Source organism: Aeromicrobium changchenzhani (genome assembly GCF_057586615.1).
In genome coordinates this window covers 2,103,830-2,125,155 of record NZ_CM172480.1, presented here as the reverse complement: position 1 = coordinate 2,125,155, position 21,326 = coordinate 2,103,830, and the positions used below count along the sequence as shown (strand labels likewise).

Annotated in this window: 21 protein-coding genes; 19 read left to right on the top strand and 2 right to left on the bottom strand. The window is 61.9% G+C overall.

Annotated elements, in window-relative coordinates:
• The first annotated feature begins 79 nt into the window (after positions 1-79).
• Together AC2YB9_RS10785 and AC2YB9_RS10780 are read left to right on the top strand one after the other, a co-directional pair.
• Positions 80-2,401, top strand: coding sequence for a RelA/SpoT family protein (locus AC2YB9_RS10785; protein WP_487265347.1), 2,322 nt, complete (start codon positions 80-82; stop codon positions 2,399-2,401).
• 91 nt (positions 2,402-2,492) lie between these two features.
• The gene (locus tag AC2YB9_RS10780; RefSeq protein ID WP_487265346.1) at positions 2,493-2,669 is read left to right on the top strand and encodes a hypothetical protein; all 177 of its coding nucleotides are present in this window, start codon (positions 2,493-2,495) and stop codon (positions 2,667-2,669) included.
• Positions 2,670-2,739: 70 nt separating this feature from the next.
• Here the strand turns inward: AC2YB9_RS10780 and AC2YB9_RS10775 are convergent, their stop codons facing one another.
• Positions 2,740-3,975: a DUF349 domain-containing protein gene (locus tag AC2YB9_RS10775; RefSeq protein WP_487265345.1), complete on the bottom strand. Its 1,236-nt coding sequence runs from the start codon at positions 3,973-3,975 to the stop codon at positions 2,740-2,742.
• 63 nt (positions 3,976-4,038) lie between these two features.
• Here AC2YB9_RS10775 and AC2YB9_RS10770 point away from each other — a divergent pair, with 63 nt between their 5' ends.
• Genes AC2YB9_RS10770 through aspS form a run of 3 tightly spaced genes read left to right on the top strand, consistent with a single transcriptional unit; the run spans position 4,039 to position 7,831 of the window.
• Positions 4,039-4,734, top strand: coding sequence for an MBL fold metallo-hydrolase (locus AC2YB9_RS10770; protein ID WP_487265344.1), 696 nt, complete (start codon positions 4,039-4,041; stop codon positions 4,732-4,734).
• A complete protein-coding gene (gene hisS, locus AC2YB9_RS10765; RefSeq protein ID WP_487265343.1) occupies positions 4,731-6,053 on the top strand; it encodes a histidine--tRNA ligase in 1,323 nt (440 codons plus the stop codon). Before AC2YB9_RS10770 ends, hisS begins: the two co-directional genes overlap by 4 nt.
• Entirely contained in the window at positions 6,050-7,831 is a 1,782-nt protein-coding gene (gene aspS, locus AC2YB9_RS10760; RefSeq protein WP_487265342.1) for an aspartate--tRNA ligase, read from the top strand. Before hisS ends, aspS begins: the two co-directional genes overlap by 4 nt.
• Positions 7,832-7,945: 114 nt before the next feature.
• On the opposite strand, the gene AC2YB9_RS10755 is transcribed toward aspS, so the two are convergent.
• Positions 7,946-8,314 (bottom strand): GNAT family N-acetyltransferase, encoded by a 369-nt coding sequence (locus AC2YB9_RS10755; RefSeq protein ID WP_487265341.1) that lies wholly within the window; start codon positions 8,312-8,314, stop codon positions 7,946-7,948.
• Between the two features lie 138 nt (positions 8,315-8,452).
• Here AC2YB9_RS10755 and AC2YB9_RS10750 point away from each other — a divergent pair, with 138 nt between their 5' ends.
• The 14 genes from AC2YB9_RS10750 to nusB are packed head-to-tail and all read left to right on the top strand — an operon-like array spanning position 8,453 to position 21,251.
• Positions 8,453-9,820, top strand: a complete 1,368-nt coding sequence (locus AC2YB9_RS10750; RefSeq protein WP_487265340.1) for a replication-associated recombination protein A — start codon at positions 8,453-8,455, stop codon at positions 9,818-9,820.
• Positions 9,821-9,837: 17 nt separating this feature from the next.
• Positions 9,838-10,353, top strand: a complete 516-nt coding sequence (locus tag AC2YB9_RS10745) for a hypothetical protein (RefSeq protein WP_487265339.1) — start codon at positions 9,838-9,840, stop codon at positions 10,351-10,353.
• Positions 10,350-10,634, top strand: a complete 285-nt coding sequence (locus AC2YB9_RS10740; RefSeq protein WP_487265338.1) for a DUF6167 family protein — start codon at positions 10,350-10,352, stop codon at positions 10,632-10,634. Before AC2YB9_RS10745 ends, AC2YB9_RS10740 begins: the two co-directional genes overlap by 4 nt.
• The gene (alaS, locus tag AC2YB9_RS10735) at positions 10,634-13,291 is read left to right on the top strand and encodes an alanine--tRNA ligase (protein ID WP_487265337.1); all 2,658 of its coding nucleotides are present in this window, start codon (positions 10,634-10,636) and stop codon (positions 13,289-13,291) included. Before AC2YB9_RS10740 ends, alaS begins: the two co-directional genes overlap by 1 nt.
• On the top strand, positions 13,288-13,740 hold the full coding sequence (gene ruvX / locus AC2YB9_RS10730; RefSeq protein ID WP_487265336.1) for a Holliday junction resolvase RuvX: 453 nt from the start codon (positions 13,288-13,290) through the stop codon (positions 13,738-13,740). The genes alaS and ruvX overlap by 4 nt, the downstream gene beginning before the upstream one ends.
• A gap of 6 nt (positions 13,741-13,746) precedes the next feature.
• The gene (gene mltG / locus AC2YB9_RS10725; RefSeq protein ID WP_487265335.1) at positions 13,747-14,889 is read left to right on the top strand and encodes an endolytic transglycosylase MltG; all 1,143 of its coding nucleotides are present in this window, start codon (positions 13,747-13,749) and stop codon (positions 14,887-14,889) included.
• Positions 14,889-15,713 (top strand): shikimate dehydrogenase, encoded by an 825-nt coding sequence (locus tag AC2YB9_RS10720; RefSeq protein WP_487265333.1) that lies wholly within the window; start codon positions 14,889-14,891, stop codon positions 15,711-15,713. The genes mltG and AC2YB9_RS10720 overlap by 1 nt, the downstream gene beginning before the upstream one ends.
• Positions 15,707-16,387 carry a prepilin peptidase gene (locus AC2YB9_RS10715; RefSeq protein WP_487265332.1) on the top strand — a complete coding sequence of 227 codons (681 nt, stop codon included), beginning with the start codon at positions 15,707-15,709 and terminating at the stop codon, positions 16,385-16,387. The genes AC2YB9_RS10720 and AC2YB9_RS10715 overlap by 7 nt, the downstream gene beginning before the upstream one ends.
• A 43-nt stretch (positions 16,388-16,430) precedes the next feature.
• Positions 16,431-17,609 (top strand): chorismate synthase, encoded by a 1,179-nt coding sequence (aroC, locus tag AC2YB9_RS10710; RefSeq protein ID WP_487265331.1) that lies wholly within the window; start codon positions 16,431-16,433, stop codon positions 17,607-17,609.
• The gene (locus tag AC2YB9_RS10705) at positions 17,606-18,115 is read left to right on the top strand and encodes a shikimate kinase (protein ID WP_487265330.1); all 510 of its coding nucleotides are present in this window, start codon (positions 17,606-17,608) and stop codon (positions 18,113-18,115) included. Before aroC ends, AC2YB9_RS10705 begins: the two co-directional genes overlap by 4 nt.
• The gene (gene aroB / locus AC2YB9_RS10700; protein WP_487265329.1) at positions 18,112-19,206 is read left to right on the top strand and encodes a 3-dehydroquinate synthase; all 1,095 of its coding nucleotides are present in this window, start codon (positions 18,112-18,114) and stop codon (positions 19,204-19,206) included. The genes AC2YB9_RS10705 and aroB overlap by 4 nt, the downstream gene beginning before the upstream one ends.
• A gap of 1 nt (position 19,207) precedes the next feature.
• The gene (locus AC2YB9_RS10695) at positions 19,208-20,278 is read left to right on the top strand and encodes a M24 family metallopeptidase (RefSeq protein ID WP_487265328.1); all 1,071 of its coding nucleotides are present in this window, start codon (positions 19,208-19,210) and stop codon (positions 20,276-20,278) included.
• The gene (efp, locus tag AC2YB9_RS10690) at positions 20,275-20,841 is read left to right on the top strand and encodes an elongation factor P (protein ID WP_487268599.1); all 567 of its coding nucleotides are present in this window, start codon (positions 20,275-20,277) and stop codon (positions 20,839-20,841) included. The genes AC2YB9_RS10695 and efp overlap by 4 nt, the downstream gene beginning before the upstream one ends.
• Complete coding sequence (gene nusB / locus AC2YB9_RS10685) at positions 20,841-21,251, top strand: transcription antitermination factor NusB (RefSeq protein ID WP_487265327.1); 411 nt, start codon at positions 20,841-20,843, stop codon at positions 21,249-21,251. The genes efp and nusB overlap by 1 nt, the downstream gene beginning before the upstream one ends.
• Positions 21,252-21,326 lie beyond the last annotated feature (75 nt).

The following is a 21,326-nucleotide window of genomic DNA, read 5'->3' as shown; positions in this document are numbered from 1 at the left end:
GCATCGATCGTCAGTTCGCTGTAGCGTCATCGGTGGTTGCGTCTGGCTCTAGTATTGGACGTGAGCGAAGGATGTGGGCGTGGCAGACCGGGTAGAAGCAGCAGCGAAGGCCGCCGAGTCGAAGAACACCGAGTCGGCGTCGACCTCGGCGCGCGTCCGCACACGTCTGGCTCGCTTCGGCGGCAAGACCAGTTCGGTCAACCCAGTCCTCGACCCGCTGCTGCGAACCTACCGACGCACGCACCCCAAGGGTGACGTCACGTCGATCCAGCATGCCTACGAAGTTGCCGAGCACATGCACGAGGGGCAGAAGCGCAAGAGCGGCGACGCCTACATCACCCACCCACTCGCGGTTGCCTCAATCCTCGCCGAACTCGGTATGACCGCGCCGACGTTGTGCGCTGCGCTGCTGCACGACACCGTCGAGGACACGCCCTACACGTTGGAGGAGCTTCGTCGGGACTTTGGTGACGAGGTCGTTCAACTTGTCGATGGCGTGACCAAACTCGACAAGGTTAAATACGGCGCACAGGCCCAGTCCGAGACGATTCGCAAAATGGTTGTCGCGATGAGTCGTGACATTCGGGTGCTCGTGATCAAGCTCGCCGACCGGCTGCACAACATGCGTACGCTGCGCTATCTGCGGCAAGACAAGCAGGAGCGGATCGCCCGCGAGACGATCGACATCTTCGCCCCGCTCGCACACCGGCTCGGCATGAACACGATCAAGTGGGAACTTGAGGATCTGTCGTTCGCGACGCTGCACCCGAAGGTCTATGACGAGATCGTTCGTCTTGTTGCCGATCGGGCGCCGTCGCGCGAGGAATTCCTTGAGCGCGTCATCGCTGACGTCGAATCCGATCTCAAGCCCACGAAGATCAAAGCCAAGGTCTCCGGTCGGCCCAAGCACTATTTTTCGATTTATCAGAAGATGCTGGTCCACAGCCGTGATTTCGCCGACATCAACGATCTGGTTGGCGTGCGCATACTGGTCGACTCAGTCGCCGATTGTTATGGCGTGCTCGGCGTCCTGCATGCCCGTTGGAATCCGATTCCTGGACGTTTCAAGGACTACATTTCAGTTCCCAAATTCAACATGTACCAATCCCTGCATACGACCGTGATCGGTCCGCAGGGCAAGCCCGTCGAGCTGCAGATCCGTACCTACGCGATGCATCGACGTGCCGAATACGGTGTCGCCGCCCACTGGAAATACAAAGAGGACGCGCTCGCCGACGTCAACGGGCATCGAACAGGGGCCACCGGGAGGAACGGCAGCGAGATGGTTTGGCTGCGTGAACTCCTCGATTGGCAGTCTGAGACCGAAGATCCGGGCGATTTCTTGGACTCGCTGCGGTTTGAGATGCATACCGCGGGGGTGTATGCCTACACGCCGCGTGGTGACCTGATCCAACTGCCGGCCGAAGCGACACCGGTTGACTTCGCCTATGCCGTTCATACCGAAGTTGGTCATGCTTGTATCGGCGCGCGCGTCAATGGCCGGCTGGTCTCGCTTGAATCCGCGCTTGAAACCGGCGATGTTGTCGAGATCTTCACCTCGAAGGCGCCGACGGCCGCGCCGAGCCGTGACTGGCTTGAGTTCGTCAAGAGCCCGCGGGCGCGCAACAAGATCCGCCAATGGTTCACCAAAGAGCGGCGTGACGAGGCAATCGAGCGCGGCAAGGATCTGATTGCCAAGCAGATGCGCAAGGAAAATTTGCCGCTGCACCGATTGTTCAAGCACGAGACGCTCGATGTGGTGGCGCGCGATCTGCACGCCGCCGATGTCACGGCGCTGTATGCCGGTGTTGGCGAGGGAACCTTCAGCCCGCAAAACATCGTCGAGCGGGTCATCACCCTCGCCGGTGGTCGAGATGGTGCCGCCGAGGACCTGGCCGAGGCCACCACACTGCCCAGTCGTACTGGCCGACGTCGCTCCGGTGGTGCCGGTGAAGCAGGCATCGTCATCGAGGGACTCGACGGCGACGTCATGATCAAACTCGCCCGCTGTTGCACGCCGGTGCCCGGTGACGCGGTCCATGGGTTCGTCACACGCACGGCAGGCGTTTCGGTGCATCGCGATGACTGCAGCAACTTCTTGGCACTCCAGTCACAGCCCGAACGCATCGTCGAGGTTCAATGGGCTGCGACGGCCAAGAGTCTGTTCCTTGTCGCGATCCAGGTCGAAGCGCTCGATCGGCCGAGACTGCTCAGCGACATCACCCGGATTATCTCCGATCAGCACGTCAATATTTTGTCGGCGTCGCTGTCCACCGGCCGCGACCGGGTCGCCAAATCGCAATACACCTTTGAGATGGCTGACCCGAAACATCTTGGCCACGTTCTTAGCGCAGTACGTACCGTCGAAGGCGTCTTCGACGTCTACCGTCTGACGCATTAGCGTTGGGCGAATCGCCGTACGGTGCCCGTTCTGGGCCTCCAAGAGACTGGAAAATGGCCAATAATGATGGACTATCGAGGGGTTGGAACCGTTGACTGAAGTGATCTACGAATACGCAATACGTGAATGCGTGCCCAAAGCATCGGCGCGCGAGAAATTATTGAACGATCTGGCGCGCGAAGGCTGGTCGCCTGTTGATCTGCGCGCGGCGCGCGCGTTTGAATGGAGCAACAAGGACCAGATCACGTTTCGACGCGCCACGAACTGACCCGTGAGTTGAACAGAGTTAGCTAGGAACTGGGCTCGTTAGGAACTGGGCTCGCTAGGAACTGGGCTCGCTAAGAGAAGTCGGCCTGAGTCTTTTGCGCCATTTCGAGGAAGGCTTGGCGGGACTCGAGGTTCTCTTGGAGCCGCTTGACCAACGTGGTGTTGCCTGCTGACTGGGCCTGATCGAGCTCGGCCTGGGTGTCGTCGATCGCCTTCTGCAACTTGCCGATCATATCGTCGGCACGGGCGGTCAACTCGGGATTGGTTTTGGTCCATAACGCGTCGCCGGCATTGCGGATCGCCGTTTCGATCTTGCGGATACGGCCCTCGAATTCTTTGACCTTCGCACGCGGAACCTTGCCAGCTGCTTCCCAACGATCGGCAATGTCGTGCCACGCCTTGCGGGCCGCGTCAACGTCCTTGATCGGTAGAAGTGCTTCGGCGTCAACGAGGATCGCTAACTTCTGTTCGGCATTGACCTCATACTCGGCATCGAGCTGAGCATTTGCCGCGTCGCGAGCCTCAAAGAACACGTCCTGCGCTGCGCGGAACTGCTTCCAAAGCTTGTCGTCGACGCCGCGCGGCGCCGAGCCAGCCTTCTTCCAACGCGTCATCAGGTCGCGGTATTTGCCAGCAGTCGGTCCCCATTCGGTTGACGATGACAGGGCCTCGGCCTCGGCAATCAGTTCACGCTTGGCACCTTGTGCAGCATCGCGCTGGGTGGACTGCTCGGCAAAATGGGCCTTGCGCCGGCGCGTGTATGTCGTGCGGGCCGAAGAGAACCGATGCCAAAGTGCATCGTCGGTCTTCTTGTCGATTCGGGGGAGCGCCTTCCACTCATCAAGCAGGGCGCGCAACTGATCTGCGCCAGCGCGCCAATCGTTGCTTTGGGCGAGGGTTTCGGCCACGCCAGCGATCCGCGACTTCTCCGCGACGGTTTCCTTGGCCTTCTCCGCACGGGCGGCGCGGCGCTCCTCACGATGCTTCTCGATCGAGGGAGCAAGCGCATCCAGCCGAGTGATCAGAGCGTCAAGATCGCCGACCGCCTGTGCCTCGCTGATCTGCGTACGCAGTTTGTCCGCAGATTTGACCGCATCGTCTGGGGCGAGAGTTCCGGCCTCGAGCCGCTTCTCCAGCAGTCCGATCTCAGCCTCGAGGCCCTCGTAGCGACGTACATACAAAACCATCGCCTCGGCGGGATCGCCGCCGACCCACTGGCCGATGACTCGTTCGCCGTCTTTCGTGCGTACGTAAACATTGCCTTCGGTGTCGACACGACCCCAGGGGTTCTCAACAGGAGAGCTCATGACCGACAGTCTAGGAGCATACGCATTCGCGGTCACGTATGCACCTCGCGTAATCTGTGGCTCGTGTTCCTCGCCTCTTTCCCAGCCGGTCCGTTGCAAGCCAATTGTTATTTCATCGCACGTGGCCCAGGTGCCGGTTGCGCCATCGTCGATCCAGGTATGGATTCGGCGTCCGGCATCGCCGAAGTCGTCACTGAACAGAACCTCAAGCCGGAGGCGGTGCTGATCACGCACGGTCATTTCGACCATATGTGGTGCGCCGCGGAGATCGCTGCAACCTACGACATTCCGGTCTGGATCCACCCCAACGATCGACATTTGCTGGCCGATCCGATGGCGGCCATCTCGAATGAATCGTCCGCGTTGTTGCGCCAACAGCTCGGTATGACCGAAATCCCCGATTTCAGCGAGCCCGCAGATGTGCGCGACGCGATCGGCGGCACTGTGATCGAGGTTGACGGGATGATGTTCACCGTCGATCACGTCCCCGGTCATACGCCTGGATCGGTGGCCTATCGGGTCGATTACGACGGACCCGAGGCGGTCTCGCAGCTCATGTTCTCTGGCGACTTCCTGTTCCAAGGTTCGATCGGCCGTACCGACCTCAACGGCGGATCGCACCCGGACATGATCACCAGTTTGAGGAATGAAGTACTGCCGCTCGCCGACGACATCGTTGTGCTCCCCGGACACGGACCGCAGACGACGATCGGCCGGGAACGCGCGGCAAACCCGTTTATCCAAGAGCTGCTGACATGAGCAAGATATCGGGCTTCCCTGAGTTCTTGCCCGCGGGTCGTAACGCCGAGTTGCTCGTCCTCGATCACCTGCGCAGGGTCTTCGAGCTGCACGGCTTCGCCTCGATCGAGACACGTGCAGCCGAGCCAATGGAGCAACTGACCCGCAAGGGCGAGATCGACAAAGAGGTCTACGTCCTGCGCCGTCTCCAGGCCGATGACGCCGGCAGCGACTCAGGTCTTGGCCTGCATTTCGACCTGACGGTGCCCTTTGCTCGCTATGTCCTAGAGAACGCTGGCAAACTCGATTTCCCGTTCCGCCGCTACCAGATCCAGAAGGTATGGCGCGGTGAACGACCCCAGGAAGGCCGTTTCCGCGAATTCACCCAGGCTGATATCGACATCGTCGCGAAGGACGAACTTCCGTTCCACTTCGATGTTGAGGTCGCCCGCGTCATGGCCGAAGCGCTGTCGGGCCTTCCGGTTCCAGCCATCCGTATGCAGGTCAACAACCGCAAGGTCCTCGAAGGCTTTTATCTCGGACTTGGCATCGCCGACACCGCCTCTGTCATGCGCATCGTCGACAAGCTCGACAAATTGTCCGGCGACAAGGTCAAAGAACTCCTCATGACCGATGCGTCACTCACCGTCGAGCAGGCCGACAAGTGCCTCACGCTCGCGCAGATTTCAACGCCGGACGGACGTTTCGTTGAACAAGTACGGGCGCTCGGCGTAAGCCATGAACTGCTCGACACTGGCCTGGCCGAGTTGGCCGAAGTGATCGCAGCCGCGGCAGGTATCGACGGAGTCGAGATCGTGGCTGATCTGCGCATCGCGCGTGGCCTTGACTACTACACCGGCACCGTCTTTGAAACCCAAATGGCTGGCTACGAGCATCTTGGTTCGATCTGCTCAGGCGGACGCTATGACCAACTCGCAAGCGACGGCAAGAACACCTACCCGGGCGTCGGCATCTCGCTCGGGGTCTCCCGGATCCTTGTCCCGCTGATCAACAACGGCCTCGTCGCGGACCGCAGCGTGCCGTCGGCGATCCTCGTCGCACTTGTCGACGAGGATTCGCGCGATCAGAGCAATGCGGTGGCTCAACAATTGCGCGCCCGCGGCATACCGACCGAAGTCGCGGCGGCGGCACAAAAATTCGGCAAGCAGATTCGTTATGCCGAGCGCCGAGGAATACCGTATGTATGGTTCCCCGCCAATGGCGACGACCCGCATCAGGTCAAGGACATCCGCAGCGGCGAACAACATGATGCGCAACCGGACAACTGGAATCCGCCGGCAGAAGATCTTCGACCCCGAATCAAGGAGCAACAGCAGTGATCCGCACCCATGACGCCGGCAAACTGAGCGCACGCGAGACCGGCCAACAGGTCACCCTCGCAGGTTGGGTCGCGCGCCGCCGAGATCACGGCGGAGTTGCGTTCATCGATTTGCGCGATGCCTCCGGGGTTGTCCAAGTCGTCGTGCGCGATGAGCAGATCGCCCATCAATTGCGCGCGGAGTACTGCCTCAAGATCGTTGGCGAGGTGTCCAAACGCCCCGAAGGCAATGAGAACACCGCGATCCCGACCGGCGAGATCGAGATCCTGTCCGATGAAGTCGAGATCCTTTCTACTGCCGCGCCGCTGCCGTTCCCGATCGACGAATCGGCGTCATCGGGGGCTGGCTCGGTCGGTGAAGAGGCACGCCTCAAGTACCGCTATCTGGATCTGCGCCGAAGTGGGCCGGCTCAAGCCATCCGTTTGCGCAGCAAGGTCAACGCCGCGGCACGCCGCGTGCTCGAGCAGCAGGACTTCGTCGAGATCGAGACGCCGACCCTGACCCGCTCGACGCCCGAGGGTGCACGCGACTTCTTGGTGCCGGCGCGACTGCGTCCGGGCAGTTGGTATGCGCTCCCGCAGAGCCCACAACTGTTTAAGCAGTTGCTCATGGTCGGCGGCATGGAGCGCTACTACCAGATTGCGCGTTGCTATCGCGACGAAGATTTCCGCGCCGATCGGCAGCCTGAATTCACCCAGCTCGACATCGAAATGAGTTTTGTCGAGCAGGCCGACGTCCTTTCGCTCATGGAAACCATCATCCAAGCCATGTGGTCGCTTATCGGATACGAGGTCCCGCTCCCGATTCCGCATATGACTTACGCCGAGGCCATGCGCCGCTTCGGTTCGGACAAGCCGGACCTGCGCATGGGTCAAGAGCTCGTCGAGTGCACCGAGTACTTCAAGGACACTCCGTTCCGGGTCTTCCAGTCCGAATATGTCGGCGCAGTGGTCATGCCTGGTGGTGCTTCGCAGCCGCGTCGTCAGCTCGACGCCTGGCAGGAATGGGCCAAGCAGCGCGGCGCGAAGGGCCTGGCATACGTCCTCGTCCAGGAAGACGGTGAGTTGGGCGGCCCAGTTGCCAAAAACCTCACTGATTCCGAACGCGCCGGTCTTGCCGACCATGTCGGCGCGAAGCCCGGCGATTGCATCTTCTTCGGTGCCGGCACCACCAAAGCCACCCGCGGCCTCCTGGGCGCTGCTCGCCTCGAGATCGGTCGTCGCGGCGACTTGATCGACGAGTCGGCGTGGGCGTTCGTTTGGGTGGTTGACGCCCCGCTGTTCGAGCCGTCCAGCGATGCTGTCGCCTCAGGTGATGTGGCCGTCGGCGCTGGTGCATGGACCGCCGTCCACCACGCATTCACGTCGCCGCAGGACATGGAAACCTTTGACACCGATCCCGCCAACGCCCTTGCCTGGGCTTACGACATTGTCTGCAATGGTGTCGAGCTCGGTGGTGGATCGATCCGAATCCACCGCAACGACATCCAGAAGCGGGTCTTTAAAATCATGGGCATCCCCGAGGATGAGGCGCAGGAGAAGTTTGGCTTCCTGCTTGACGCCTTCACCTTCGGTGCGCCGCCGCATGGTGGCATTGCCGTTGGTATGGACCGGATTTGCGCCATGCTCGCCGGCGTGGATTCGATCCGTGAAGTCATCGCGTTCCCCAAATCCGGTGGCGGCTACGACCCACTGACTGCCGCCCCGGCACCGATCACGCCGGCCCAGCGCAAGGAAGCTGGCGTGGACGCTAAGCCGGAGGCTCCAAAGGCCGAATAATCCCGTCAAAGGTTTCCCACGATAACCCCGGTTGTTGTCACTTCTAACAGGTTGCAACCTGTTAAAAGTGACAGCTTTAGGGGTTATCCTCGGAAACTGTCACTGGGAAGAGTCTTAGTTTTCGTCCTCAGGATCAGTGGTTCGTAACACCTGGAACAGTATGTTGTCCTGCCATTTCCCGCTGATCTTGAGGAACTTCGGGGCCATACCGATCCGCTCGAAGCCGTTCCGGTCGAGCACGTGCTGGGACGCGATGTTGTCGAGCAACGTTTCGCCTTGGATGCGGTGCAAGCCCAGCTCTTCGAACGCAATGCGTTTGATGTTCCTGAGCGCTGCCCCGGCGAGACCGTGGCCGTTGTGGGCTTCACCAACCCAGTAGCCAACGCTGCACGACTGGAATGGGCCCCGCACGATCCCGTTGAGGGTGATACGACCGGCGACGCTCCCGTTCTCGTCGAGGCTGATGAGTCGAGTGATATTCACCGTCCAATCTCATCACAGCCACCACTTGAAGTTTCCGGGGATAACCTCGGTTGTTGTCACTTCTAACACGTTGCAACCTGTTAAGAGTGACAGTTTTCGGGGTTATCGTGGGAAACCGCCACCGGATAGGGTCGACGTATGAGTGACGACGGATTGTTCGACCTGCCGGGCGCTCCTGAATTGGGTCCGAGGCCCGGCGGCGGCAGTTTGGCCGGTTCCGGCGGCCGCAATGCGCCGTTGGCGGTACGTATGCGGCCGCGCACGCTCGATGAACTCATCGGTCAGGCGCATCTGCTGGCACCGGGGTCACCGCTACGCCAGGTCATTGATGGTGACCAGCCACTGACGATGTTGTTGTGGGGGCCGCCCGGCACCGGCAAGACCACGATTGCGTCGCTGATCAGTGCACACACCAACCGACGGTTTGTCGAGGTCTCGGCCGTCTCTGCCGGGGTCAAAGAAGTCCGCGAGGTGATTGCCGGCGCCCGCCGAGCGCTCGCCGCGAGCGGGGTGGAGACAGTGCTGTTCGTCGACGAGGTGCATCGTTTCAGCAAGGCGCAGCAGGATGCGTTGCTGCCCGGAGTCGAGAATCGTTGGGTGTCGCTGGTCGCGGCCACCACCGAGAACCCGCACTTCAGCGTCATCGCTCCACTTCTGTCGCGTTCCTTGCTGCTGACGCTTGAATCGCTTGACGATGAAGGCATCGGCATTCTGATCGACCGCGCGGTCGCCGACGAGCGCGGACTGGCCGCGGCTGTGACGCTCACGCCGGAGGCGCGCGATCACCTCGTACGCCTGGCCGGCGGTGATGGCCGCCGAGCTTTGACCTATCTGGAGGCCGCCGCCGGTGCCACCACCTTGCAGGGCAAAGCCGTGATCGATGTCGAGGATGCTGCGCTTGCCGTCGACAAGGCCGCGGTTCGCTATGACCGGCAGGGCGACCAGCATTACGACGTCATCAGCGCGTTCATCAAGTCGATGCGCGGTTCGGATGTGGACGCGGCGTTGCACTATCTGGCCCGCATGATCGAGGCTGGCGAAGATCCCCGCTTCATCGCGCGCCGGCTCATGATTCTCGCGAGTGAGGACATCGGCATGGCCGATCCGACCGCGTTGGCGAGTGCTGTGGCTGCCGCCAACGCGGTGGCGATGATCGGCTTCCCCGAGGCACGCATCACCCTCGCGCAGGCCGTCATCACGCTGTCGCTTGCGCCCAAATCGAATTCGGTGATCCAGGCGATCGATGCGGCGATAGCGGACGTGCGTGCCGGCAAAATCGGTGCCGTACCGCCTGCACTGCGCGATGCGCACTACGTGGGTGCCAAGAAACTCGGCCATGGCCACGACTACCGCTACGCGCACAATGATCCGCGCGGGATCGTTGGCCAACAGTATGCACCGGACAGCGTTGACGGCGCCGAATACTACGAACCAGGGGAACACGGGGCCGAGGCAACGTTCCGCGAACGGCTGTCGCGAATCCGCAAGATTCTTCGCGATCGGTGAGGCAGTAGGCTCGGGGCATGTCAATCGAGCTCCTGCTACTCGCGGCGACGGCTGTCCTTGCCGTTGTGGCGGTCGCTGCTGCGCTGGTGGCAGTGCGTGCTTCACGCCCGATCCGCGATGCGGGTAGCACCCAACAGCCATCCTCGACTGAACTTGTGCGGCAAGAGCCCGCCACAGAACCGACGTCGACCGATGTGGCGACGGTTCCGGTCGCGCGCATCGTTGAAGGGCGAGTCATCGTTGCCCCGAGTACCCAACAGATCGTTGAGGCCACGTTGGGTCGGCCACTCGTGCGCATATCGGTGCTCAGTCACGGACTTGCGCACGCCCTGCGGCCGGAGAGCCGCGACCGAATCATGGCTTTGATGCGGCGAGAGTTTCAGGGTCGGCGACGGGCACGCAAACGGGCCGCGAAGCAAGCCGCCCGACGCGAACATCCGGTACCCGAGCGGGCCATCGACCGTCGCGTTGTGGCGACCGAAGCTTGGCTCGGCGAATTGCCGCCGTTGCGCGATCCGGCGGTGAAGCCGTGAAACCACGCCTCATCTGGTTCGCAGCCGGATCAGTCGCGGGACTGTATGCCTCGCTCAAGGCCAAACGGGCCGCCTACCGCATCAGTCCATCCGGATTGGTCGATCAGGCGAGCGCCCTCGGGGTCGGTTGGCGTGCCTTCAGTTCGGAGTTACAGCACGGTATGACCGCCCGCGAACGACAAATTGCGTATGACCTCGCGTTGCCGGTCGACTATGGTCCGTCCACGCCCGACCTCCTCGAACCGACGACTTCTGAACTTCAAGCAAAGGAACAGCACTGATGGACACTGCGGAAATTCGCAGCCGTTTTCTCGCTTATTTCGAATCCAACGGACACACCGTCGTGCCCTCGGCGCCGTTGCTCGTCGATGACCCGAATTTGCTGTTTGTCAATGCCGGAATGGTGCCGTTCAAACCCTATTTCCTCGGTCAGGAGACGCCGCCGTTCGCGCGCGCCACCAGTTCGCAGAAGTGCGTCCGCACCGGCGACATTGAAGAAGTCGGCAAGACGACTCGACACGGCACGTTCTTCCAGATGAACGGCAATTTCTCCTTTGGCGACTACTTCAAAGAAGGTGCCATCGGTTACGCCTGGGATCTCATCACGAAGTCGCAGAACGACGGCGGTTTGGGCTTTGATCCGGACAAGGTCTGGGTGACCGTACTGCCCGAAGACACCGAAGCGCGCGACCTTTGGCGCAGCATCGCTGGGCTGCCCGACGAACGGATCCAGGGTCGTGGCCTTGAGGACAACTACTGGAACATGGGCGTCCCCGGTCCGGGTGGGCCATGCAGTGAGATTTATATCGACCGCGGCGCCGAATTCGGCCCCGACGGCGGCCCGAACGCAGATGAGGACCGGTTCCTGGAAATCTGGAACCTCGTGTTCATGCAGGAAGAGTTGAGCGCGGTCCGCAGCAAATCAGATTTCGACATCGCCGGCCCGCTGCCGCACAAGAACATCGACACGGGCATGGGCCTGGAACGCGTCGCCTATCTGCTGCAGAACAAAGACAACCTCTACGAGATCGACGAGATTTTCCCGGTCATCGAACGCGCCGCTGAACTCACCGGACTCACCTACGGCAAGAACCACGGCGATGACGTCCGGTTCCGAGTGGTGGCCGATCACGTTCGCAGCGGTCTGATGCTTATCGGCGATGGTGTCACTCCGGGCAATGAGGGACGCGGTTACGTCCTTCGCCGGTTGCTGCGCCGCGCGGTTCGTTCGATGCGGCTGCTGGGCTTTGAGGACCGGGCGCTTCCTGAGCTCTTGCCGGTGAGCCTCAGCCGGATGAAATTGTCCTACCCGCAGCTCGAAAAAGGCTTCGCCCGGATCGAACAGGTCGCCTACGCGGAGGAAGAGGCGTTCCGCCAGACCCTCGCCAAGGGCACGCAGATCTTCGACCTAGCCGCTGGCGACGTCAAGAGGAGCGGTGCGACCATACTTGCCGGCGACGCAGCGTTCCAATTGCATGACACGTATGGCTTCCCGATCGACCTGACCCTTGAAATGGCGAGCGAACAAGGGCTTGAGGTCGATGAGGCTGGCTTCCGTGCGCTCATGGCCGAACAACGCAGCCGTGCCAAGGCCGATGCGAAGTCCAAGAAGGGCCAGCATGCCGACACCTCGATCTATCGCAGCGCGCTCGACGCCTTCGGTCCAACCGAATGGCTGGCCTACACGTCGCTGAACACCGAATCATCGGTCCAGCGGCTCCTGATCGAAACCGATTCCACGACGCACGTTGGCGAGGGCCAGATCGCCGAGGTCGTGCTGGACCGGACGCCGTTCTACGCCGAATCCGGTGGGCAGAATGCCGATGCGGGTCACCTCGTCTGGGACGGTGGTCGCGCGGAGGTCCTCGACGTACAGCGACCGATCCGTGGCCTCGTCGTACATCAGGTCCGCGTTCTCGAGGGGGAGCTGACGGAGTCAGCGGCACTCGAAGCGCAGGTTGATCCGCATTGGCGCCTTGGTGCCTGCCAGGCGCACTCGGGCACGCACGTCGTCCATGCAGCCTTGCGGGAAGTTCTTGGCCCGACCGCATTGCAGGCCGGCTCCTACAACCGACCAGGCTATTTGCGTCTCGACTTTGGTTGGAACGGCGCGTTGTCACCGACCCAGGTGCATGATGTCGAAATTGCTGCCAACCGTGCGCTGCGTCAGGATCTAGCGGTCTCGGCCAACACGATGACGCTGGCACAGGCTCGCGACCTCGGCGCACTGGCGCTGTTCGGCGAAACCTATGGTGAGGCCGTCCGCGTCGTCGAAATTGGCGGCCCGTGGTCACGCGAACTTTGCGGCGGGACCCACGTTGCCCGGTCTTCGCAGATCGGCACGGTGGTGATCACCTCGGACGGCTCGGTTGGGTCAGGCAACCGCCGCATCGAGGCGTTGGTGGGCATCGAAGGTTTCGAATATTTGGCGCGCGAACGTGACTTGGTCGGTCAGCTCACCGAACTACTCAAGACTCAGCGCGAAGATGTTCCCGCGCGCGTTCAGGACATACTCGGGCGGCTGCATACTGCGGAGAAAGAGATTGAACGCAGCAAGGCCAAACAACTCATGGGCGCGGCCGCGGACATTGCGACCGCGGCCACCGATCTCGGGGGAGTCGCCTTCGTTGGCCACCGTGCCGATGGTGCAGGTGGCAGTGACGTACGTACGTTGGCGCTTGACATCCGGGGCCGCCTCGCTGGCCGGCCCGCGGTTGTCGTCGTGATTGGGACGGCCGGTGACAAGCCGTCCGTCGTGGTCGCACTCAATGACGAGGCGCAGGCCAAGGGTCTCTCCGCCAATACGTTCATCGGCGTCATCGGTCCGAAGATCGGCGGCAAGGGTGGTGGCAAGCAGGACGTCGCTCAAGGCGGCGGCACCGACCTCGGTGGAATCGAGGCCGCATTCGCTGCCGTGGCAGCAGAGTTGGGACGTTGACCGTCCGCCGCGGTCGGAGGCTGGCCGTCGACGTCGGCGATGTGCGCATTGGCGTTGCGGTCAGCGACCCCGATGGCTTTTTAGCGACACCGGTGGAGACCGTGCCAGCCGGACCAGATTCACCGGCGCGGCTTGCTGCGTTGGTAGCCGAATATGATGTGCTCGAATGCGTTGTCGGCCTCCCGATCGGCCTGTCGGGCCGTGAGGGCCCGGCCGCAATTAAGGTGCGTGCGTACGCCGAACAACTCGCTGAACTGATTGCGCCGGTACCCATTCGGCTGTTCGACGAGCGAATGTCTACGATGACTGCTGACAGTATGTTGCGTGAACGCGGAAAGTCCGGACAAAAACGACGCAAGGTGATCGATCAGGCTGCGGCCACGGTGATTTTGCAAACTGCACTGGATGCCGAGCGGACTAGAGGGTCGGCGCCAGGCGAGACGCTCTGAGGGACGATGACTGATAACGGCCTGGACCTTGTCACCGGTGGTACGCCGCGCCAACCCGGACGCCAACCCGGACGCCGTCGCGCACAACGGCGAAAACGGCCACCGTGGGGGCGGCGGATTCTCGCACTAGTCGTCGTTCTGCTGCTCGTTTTCGCGGGTTATAAAGGTGTCAGCAAGGTCAAGGACGCGCTGAGCGGTCCGCAGGACTATGCCGGTCAGGGCACCGGAACCGTGGTGATCGAGGTCACCTCTGGTGCCAATGGAATGGTGATTGCCAATGCCTTGGCCAAGGCCGGCGTGGTCAAGAGCTCCGAAGCGTTCTATCGACTTTCGCTCAATGACAAGCGGGCACAGACGATCCAGCCTGGTTTTTACAATCTGCGTAAGCACATGTCGGCTGAGGCTGCCCTCACCGCATTGGCGGACAAGGCCAACCGGGTCGAAGGTCGAGTCGTCGTTCCGGAGGGCGCCCGCGTCCCAGAGATTGCCGCAGCGATAGTCAAGGGCAGCGAAATCAAACGTAAAGCTGTCCTGGCCGCCCTCAACAATGCCAAAACACTGGGCCTGCCGGCGGCCGCCAAAAACAATCCTGAGGGTTATTTGTTCCCGGCGACGTACATGGTCCAGCCTGGCACTACCGCCGAAGCGCTGCTCAAGCAGATGGTCGCCAAAACGGTCGCGGTTGGCAAAGGTCTGGACATCGATACCCGCGCCAAAGCGCTTGGTTTCAACTCCGAACAGATCCTCACCGTCGCAAGCCTGTTGGAGTACGAAGCGAAGAAAGACGCCGACTATTCCAAGGTCGCTCGTGTCCTCTACAACCGGCTCGACAAGGGCATGCGGCTGCAACTCGACTCGACCGTCTCGTATGTGAGCAAGCGCAAGGGTGATGTGTTCACGACCGACGCTGAGCGCAACAGCCCGGACGTTTACAACACCTATCAGCATGATGGGTTGCCGCCGGGGCCGATCGGATCGCCGGGGGAGAAGACGATCGAGGCGGCGCTCAACCCGGCGCAAGGGTCGTGGCTCTACTTCGTCGCGGTCAATCTCAATACCGGCAAGACGATCTTCTCCAACACCTTTGCTGAACACAATCAGGCAATCCAGAAGCTCAACGAGTTCTGCAAAACATCGGACAGTTGCTGATGCCCAATCGTTGCGCAGTGCTGGGCAAACCGATCGGACATTCGCTGTCGCCGGTCATGCACCGTGCGGCGTATGCCGAGCTTGGCCTCGACTGGGATTATGCCGCGATTGACGTCGCCGAGTCTGACCTTGCCGCCTTTATCGCTGGCTGCGACGCCTCCTGGCGGGGGCTCTCCCTGACAATGCCGCTCAAACGCGCGGTGATGGGTTTGGCCGATGACGTCGGGACCGTGGCCGCGAAGCTAGGGGTCGCGAATACCGTCGAGTTCCGCGACGGCCGTATCGTGGCCAGCAACACCGACTGCGCCGGCGCATTGGCAGCACTCGCCGAACGCGGAATCCGTGACACCCGAACGGTCAGAATTCTTGGCGGCGGTGCGACCGCGACATCGATCGCCTATGGGTTGGCGACCAACGGCGTGCGCCACATCGAATTCGTCGTCCGAAATCCCAAGACCGCGACTGCCGCCGTTGACATCGCGACGGCCGCGGGCGCTGAGGTTGACGTGCGGCTGATCGACGAAGCACTTCTGGACGTCGTCGACCTGCTGGTGTCGACGCTGCCGGTCGATGCGGTCCGCAAAACCGCTCACGATCTCGTTGATGCCGCGCGCGCCGTTTTCGACGTCATCTACGATCCGTGGCCGACGCCGCTGGGCAAGGCGGCCGAGCAGGCCGGCCGACCATTTGTTTCGGGGCTTGATTTGCTGGCCCACCAGGCCGCATTTCAAGTTGAGCTGATAACTGGATCGCCGATCGACCCGGCCCTGTTGCGCAAGGCCGCCAGCACCGAACTCGAGGCGCGCAGGGCGGCCGAGTGTTGATCGTCGTCGTGGCCGCACTCGCGGCCGGGCTGCTGGCGACCGGCGGCCCACGGGTTTTGGCACGCCTGCCTGAACCGCCCGAACCTGATCCGGACAAGACGTCCTACGCAGACCTTGCCGCGGCACCGCACCTGGCCATTTGGCTCGCCGTTTCGGCGGCCGCATTTGCCGGGATCGTCGCATCCGTCATCGATGTTGACTGGCTGGTTCCGGCCTGGGTTGTGTTCGCCGCCGTCGGTGTCTTGCTCGCCTATATCGACTGGAACACGAAGTTGTTGCCGCGACTGATCGTGCTCCCGTTGGACGCCGCGATGTTGCTGCTTGTCGCGCTGGCCGCGTTGCTTGAGGATGATTGGTCGATGCTGCGGCGTGCAGTGATTCTTGCGGCGATCGTGTTCGTAATTTTCTGGCTGTCCAACTTAGTGTTCCCGCGCGGCCTCGGCTATGGGGATGTTCGGTTGTCGTTCGGGCTGGCTCTGCCGCTCGGCGCACTCGGTGGACAAGAACTTCTCGTCGGCATTTATGCGGGCTTCCTGATCGGCGCAGTCGGCGCCATCATTTTATCGCGACTGCGGATCGTCGATGCCCGAGACTTCGCCTTCGGGCCCTATCTCGTCCTTGGGGCGTTCGTGGGGTCGGTCTGGGGTCCGAGCATCGGTACATTGCTCGGCTGACCTGCTGCACAGTGCCATAACCAATGGATGGGAGACTTGATCCATGCTGCGTTGGTTGACTGCCGGAGAGTCGCATGGCCCTGCACTCGTTGCCGTGCTCGAAGGGCTACCCGCGAATGTGAGTGTCACCAGCAAGGACATCCATTCCGCGCTGGCCCGCCGCCGCCTCGGCTACGGCCGCGGTGCGCGTATGACGTTCGAGGCTGACGAGCTTGAGATTGTCGGCGGCATCCGCCACGGGCTGACGCTCGGCGGCCCGATCGCGCTGCGCATCGGCAATAGCGAATGGCCCAAGTGGGATCAGGTGATGTCGGCCGATCCGGTCGACCCCGCAACGCTCGCCGGGCTGAAGCGCAATGCCCCATTGACCCGCCCTCGGCCCGGTCACGCTGATCTTGCCGGCATGCAAAAGTACGGTTTCGACGAAGCTCGGCCGGTGCTCGAACGCGCCAGCGCTCGGGAGACTGCCGCACGCGTCGCGCTGGGCGAGATCGCGGCGCAGTTCATCGCACAGACCACCGGAGCCACGATCGTGTCGCACGTCGTCGCGCTCGGCACCGTCCAGGCACCGGCCGGAATCATTCCCAGCCACAGCGATGTTGAAGCGCTCGACGCCAATCCGGTTCGTTGCTTCGATCCGGCCACAACTGAGGCGATGGTGGCTGAGATCGACGCCGCACACAAGGACGGCGACACGCTCGGCGGCGTCGTCGAGGTCGTCGTGGAGGGATTGCCGCCCGGACTTGGTGCGCATACGCATTGGGACAAACGGCTCGATTCGCAACTCGCGGGCGCGTTGATGGGTATACAGGCGATTAAGGGGGTCGAGGTCGGTGACGGCTTCGAGCTCGCACGCACCCGCGGTTCACTTGCGCATGACGAAATCGTCAACACCGATGCGGGCATTCGACGCACGTCAGGACGCTCCGGTGGCACCGAAGGCGGCATGACAACCGGTGAGATCCTTCGGGTGCGCGCCGCGATGAAACCGATCGCGACTGTTCCGCGTGCGTTGCGGACGATCGACACAGCGACCGGTGAGGAGACCCGGGCGCATCACCAACGATCAGACGTCTGCGCTGTTCCGGCCGCCGGCATCGTTGCCGAAGCGATGGTGGCGTTGACCATCGCGAATTCGATTCTCGACAAGTTCGGTGGCGATTCGGTCGAGGAGACAAGGCGCAACGTCGAGGGTTACCTCGCCAACTTGAGGTACCGATGAACCCCTATGTCGTGTTCGTCGGCCCGCCCGGTGCGGGCAAGACGACGGTCGCGACAGCGGTTGCCGAACAATTGGGTCTGCCATTTCGTGACACCGATGAGGACATCGTCGCCTCGACCGGCAGCACAATTGCCGAGCTCTTCATCGACGCGGGCGAGGAGCATTTTCGTATGCTCGAAGCTGCCGCAGTTGCTGCGGCACTCGCCGAACATTCCGGCGTGCTGGCCCTCGGTGGCGGCGCAGTCGTCAACCCGCAGAGCCGCGCGGCGCTGCTCGAGCACCGTGTCGTCTTCCTTGACGTGGGGCTAGCGGCGGCGGTCAAACGAGTCGGCATGAATGCCAACCGGCCGTTGCTGTTGGGCAATGTTCGCGCGCAACTCAAAGGGCTGATGGATCAGCGCCGACCGCTCTACGCCGAAGTCGCGGCAATTGGCATCGAGACCGATGCACTTACGGTCGATGCGGTGGTCGCGAAAGTGATTGATTTTCTGAGGGAACCGGTATGACCAGACGGCTACGCATTGAAACCGCAGCACCCTACGACGTTGTCATTGGAACCGGCGTTCATGGCGAGCTCGCCGGCCTGCTTGGCGCCGGTGTCGACCGGATTGCGATCATCCATCCGGGGGTGCTTACCGGCGCTGCTCACCGCTTGCGCGATCCGCTCGTGGTCGACGGCTTCGACGTTCATCTGATCGAGGTGCCCGAGGGTGAGGCGGCCAAACGCGTTGATGTTCTGGCGTTCTGCTGGCAGGTTCTCGGTGCGTCCGGCTTCACCCGCTCCGATGCAGTCGTCGGACTCGGCGGTGGGTCGACGACCGATCTTGCGGGGTTCGTCGCTGCGAGTTGGCTCCGGGGAGTCAAATTCGTCACCGTGCCGACGACAATTCTTGGCATGGTCGATGCGGCGGTCGGCGGCAAAACTGGCATCAATACCGAATCGGGTAAGAATCTGGTTGGCGCATTCCACGAACCCGCCGGTGTCCTGTGTGATCTGGAAACGCTGACCACCCTGCCGCAACGCGAAGTGAGCAGCGGGCTCGCCGAGATCATTAAATGTGGCTTTATTGCCGATCCGAGCATTCTCGAACTCATCGATGCTGCACCGGGACAAGCGGCTGACGTTCGCAGCGCGATTCTGCCCGAGTTGATTGCCAAGGGCATCATGGTCAAGGCGCATGCCGTGGCTGGTGACTTGCGGGAGTCCGGTTCAGGAGCGGATGGCTCGATCGGCCGCGAGGCGCTCAACTACGGCCACACTCTCGGGCACGCGATTGAACGCTTCGAGGGTTACCGATTCCGGCACGGCGAGGCGATTTCGATCGGCATGGTTTTCGTTGCCGAGCTCGCCCGACTCAGCGGCCGCATCTCGCCGGATTTGGTTGACGCGCATCGCCGGTTGCTCGCGATGGTCGGCTTGCCCACGACCTATCGCCCCGATGCTTTCGAGCCGCTTCTCGCTGCGATGCGACTCGACAAGAAGGCTCGGGGCTCACAATTGCGCTTTGTCGTCCTTGATGATGTGGCGTCCCCGACGATCTTTGCTGGCCCAGATGAGGAACTGTTGCGCGCTGCATACGCAACCTTGGCCTCCTGATATGAGCGTGTATGCCGACCGCCGTGGCCGGCTCACCGCAATTTTGCAACAGCGTGATATTGCTGGTGCGCTCATCACCAACCTGATCAATGTGCGATATTTGACTGGTTTTACCGGCTCCAACGCTGCCTTGCTGCTCGATGCCGAAGGCGTGGGATTGCTTCTCACCGACGGCCGCTATCAGGATCAGGCCGCGGTTGAAGTTCCTGATCTCGAACGCCGCATCACGCGCGACCTGTTGGGCGTAGCAGCCGAGCGTATGCACGCCGGTGACTGGGCAGTTGAAACCCATGTACTGAGCATCGATGCGCATGTAGCGCTGACCCGCGCTGCCCCCGATGTCCGCACCATATCGCTCGAACGCGCGGTTGAATCGCTTCGCATGATCAAGGATGACAGCGAAATTGATGCCCTGCGGCGCGCCTGTGAGATCTCGACAGCCGCGCTTGCTGACCTCATCGAAGGACCGCTGCGTGGGCGGACCGAGCGGGAGATCGCCCATGATCTCGAACGACGGATGTTCGATCTGGGGGCTGAAGCCATTGCCTTCGACACGATCCTCGCCGCCGGCGAGAACACAGCGATCCCGCACCATAGCCCCGCCGAACGAGTCGTCCAGGCCGGTGACCTGCTCAAGATCGACTTCGGTGCACGGGTCGACGGTTATCACGCAGACTGCACGCGAACATTCGTCATTGGCGCGGCAGCAGATTGGCAACGGGAGATTCACGACGTCGTGCGAGCCGCGCAACAGGCCGGCCTCGACCAACTCACCGCCGGCACACCCGTGAGTGACTCGCTGACTGCGGTGCGCAAAGTTCTCGACGATGCCGGCTGGTTGGGGTCCTTCACGACCGGCCTCGGACACGGAGTAGGACTCGAGATACACGAGGACCCGTTCATTGCTGCTCAGAGCGTAGGTAAGATAGACCCCTGCACCGTCATGACGATGGAACCGGGGATTTACCTGCCGGGTCGTGGGGGAGTGCGTATCGAAGACACAGTTGTCGTGGCGTCGGGTGCCCCCGAGGTGCTGACCACGATGACCAAAGAACTTATGGAGCTCGCCTGATGGCAACCACGAACGACATCAAGAACGGTATGGTCCTGGACCTCGACGGACAGTTGTGGTCCGTGATCTGGTTCCAGCACCACAAGCCCGGCAAGGGCGGGGCCATGGTCAAAACGACGCTCAAGAACATCAAAAGCGGCAAGACCGTGGACAAGACGTTCAACGCGGGCCTCAAGATTGAGACCGCCAATGTCGACAAGCGTGACATGCAGTACCTGTATCACGACGGCGCGAGCTTCGTATTCATGGACAACTCGACGTACGACCAGCTGAATATCAGCGATGCAGTCGTCGGTGATGCGAAGGATTTCCTGCTCGACAATCAGGAAGCCATGGTCGCCATGCATGAGGGCACCCCGCTTTACATCGAACTTCCGGCTTCGGTCGAATTGTTGATTGAATACACCGAACCCGGTCTGCAGGGCGACCGCTCCAGCGGCGGCACCAAGCCAGCGCGGCTCGAGACCGGTCGTGAGATCCAGGTTCCGCTGTTCATCGTCAACGGTGAAAAGGTCAAGGTCGACACCCGCGACGGCAGTTACCTTGGTCGCGTGTCGTCCTGATGGCTGCTCGTACTAAAGCCCGCAAACGCGCGCTAGACGTCCTGTTCGAGTGTGAATTGCAGAGCATTCCGCTCGGTCAAACACTCGAGGGCCGCCGATTGGCCAATGACCCGCCGGTCAACGACTACACCGTCCAACTCGTCCAGGGCGTCGCGGCTGAACAGGAGCGTATCGATGCGTTGCTTTCGGAGATATCAGTCGGTTGGACGCTCGATCGGATGCCCGGGGTCGACCGCAATCTGCTCCGTATTGGCGTCTACGAGATCCTTTATGTGGATGGCGTCCCCGATGCCGTCGCGGTAAGCCAAGCAGTCGAACTCGCTCGGGATCTGTCGACCGAAGAGAGCCCCGCTTTCGTCAACGGCGTGCTCGCGAAGCTGATTGAGCGCAAGCCAACGCTGGCTTCCTAACCTCCTGACACCGGACAGCGTGTGGCGTCTTGTCGCTGTCATGCCGTAAGCTAAGCCGCTGTGAAAGTAAAACTA

What these genes read in the sequence shown, in the direction of transcription:
- AC2YB9_RS10775 (WP_487265345.1), bottom strand. Translation starts at nt 3,975, where the DNA reads ATGAGCTCTCCTGTTGAGAACCCCTGGGGTCGTGTCGACACCGAAGGC.
- AC2YB9_RS10705 (WP_487265330.1), top strand. Translation starts at nt 17,606, where the DNA reads ATGAACCCCTATGTCGTGTTCGTCGGCCCGCCCGGTGCGGGCAAGACG.
- alaS (WP_487265337.1), top strand. Translation starts at nt 10,634, where the DNA reads ATGGACACTGCGGAAATTCGCAGCCGTTTTCTCGCTTATTTCGAATCC.
- nusB (WP_487265327.1), top strand. Translation starts at nt 20,841, where the DNA reads ATGGCTGCTCGTACTAAAGCCCGCAAACGCGCGCTAGACGTCCTGTTC.
- hisS (WP_487265343.1), top strand. Translation starts at nt 4,731, where the DNA reads ATGAGCAAGATATCGGGCTTCCCTGAGTTCTTGCCCGCGGGTCGTAAC.
- aroC (WP_487265331.1), top strand. Translation starts at nt 16,431, where the DNA reads ATGCTGCGTTGGTTGACTGCCGGAGAGTCGCATGGCCCTGCACTCGTT.
- AC2YB9_RS10720 (WP_487265333.1), top strand. Translation starts at nt 14,889, where the DNA reads ATGCCCAATCGTTGCGCAGTGCTGGGCAAACCGATCGGACATTCGCTG.
- AC2YB9_RS10745 (WP_487265339.1), top strand. Translation starts at nt 9,838, where the DNA reads ATGTCAATCGAGCTCCTGCTACTCGCGGCGACGGCTGTCCTTGCCGTT.
- AC2YB9_RS10695 (WP_487265328.1), top strand. Translation starts at nt 19,208, where the DNA reads ATGAGCGTGTATGCCGACCGCCGTGGCCGGCTCACCGCAATTTTGCAA.
- AC2YB9_RS10750 (WP_487265340.1), top strand. Translation starts at nt 8,453, where the DNA reads ATGAGTGACGACGGATTGTTCGACCTGCCGGGCGCTCCTGAATTGGGT.
- mltG (WP_487265335.1), top strand. Translation starts at nt 13,747, where the DNA reads ATGACTGATAACGGCCTGGACCTTGTCACCGGTGGTACGCCGCGCCAA.
- aroB (WP_487265329.1), top strand. Translation starts at nt 18,112, where the DNA reads ATGACCAGACGGCTACGCATTGAAACCGCAGCACCCTACGACGTTGTC.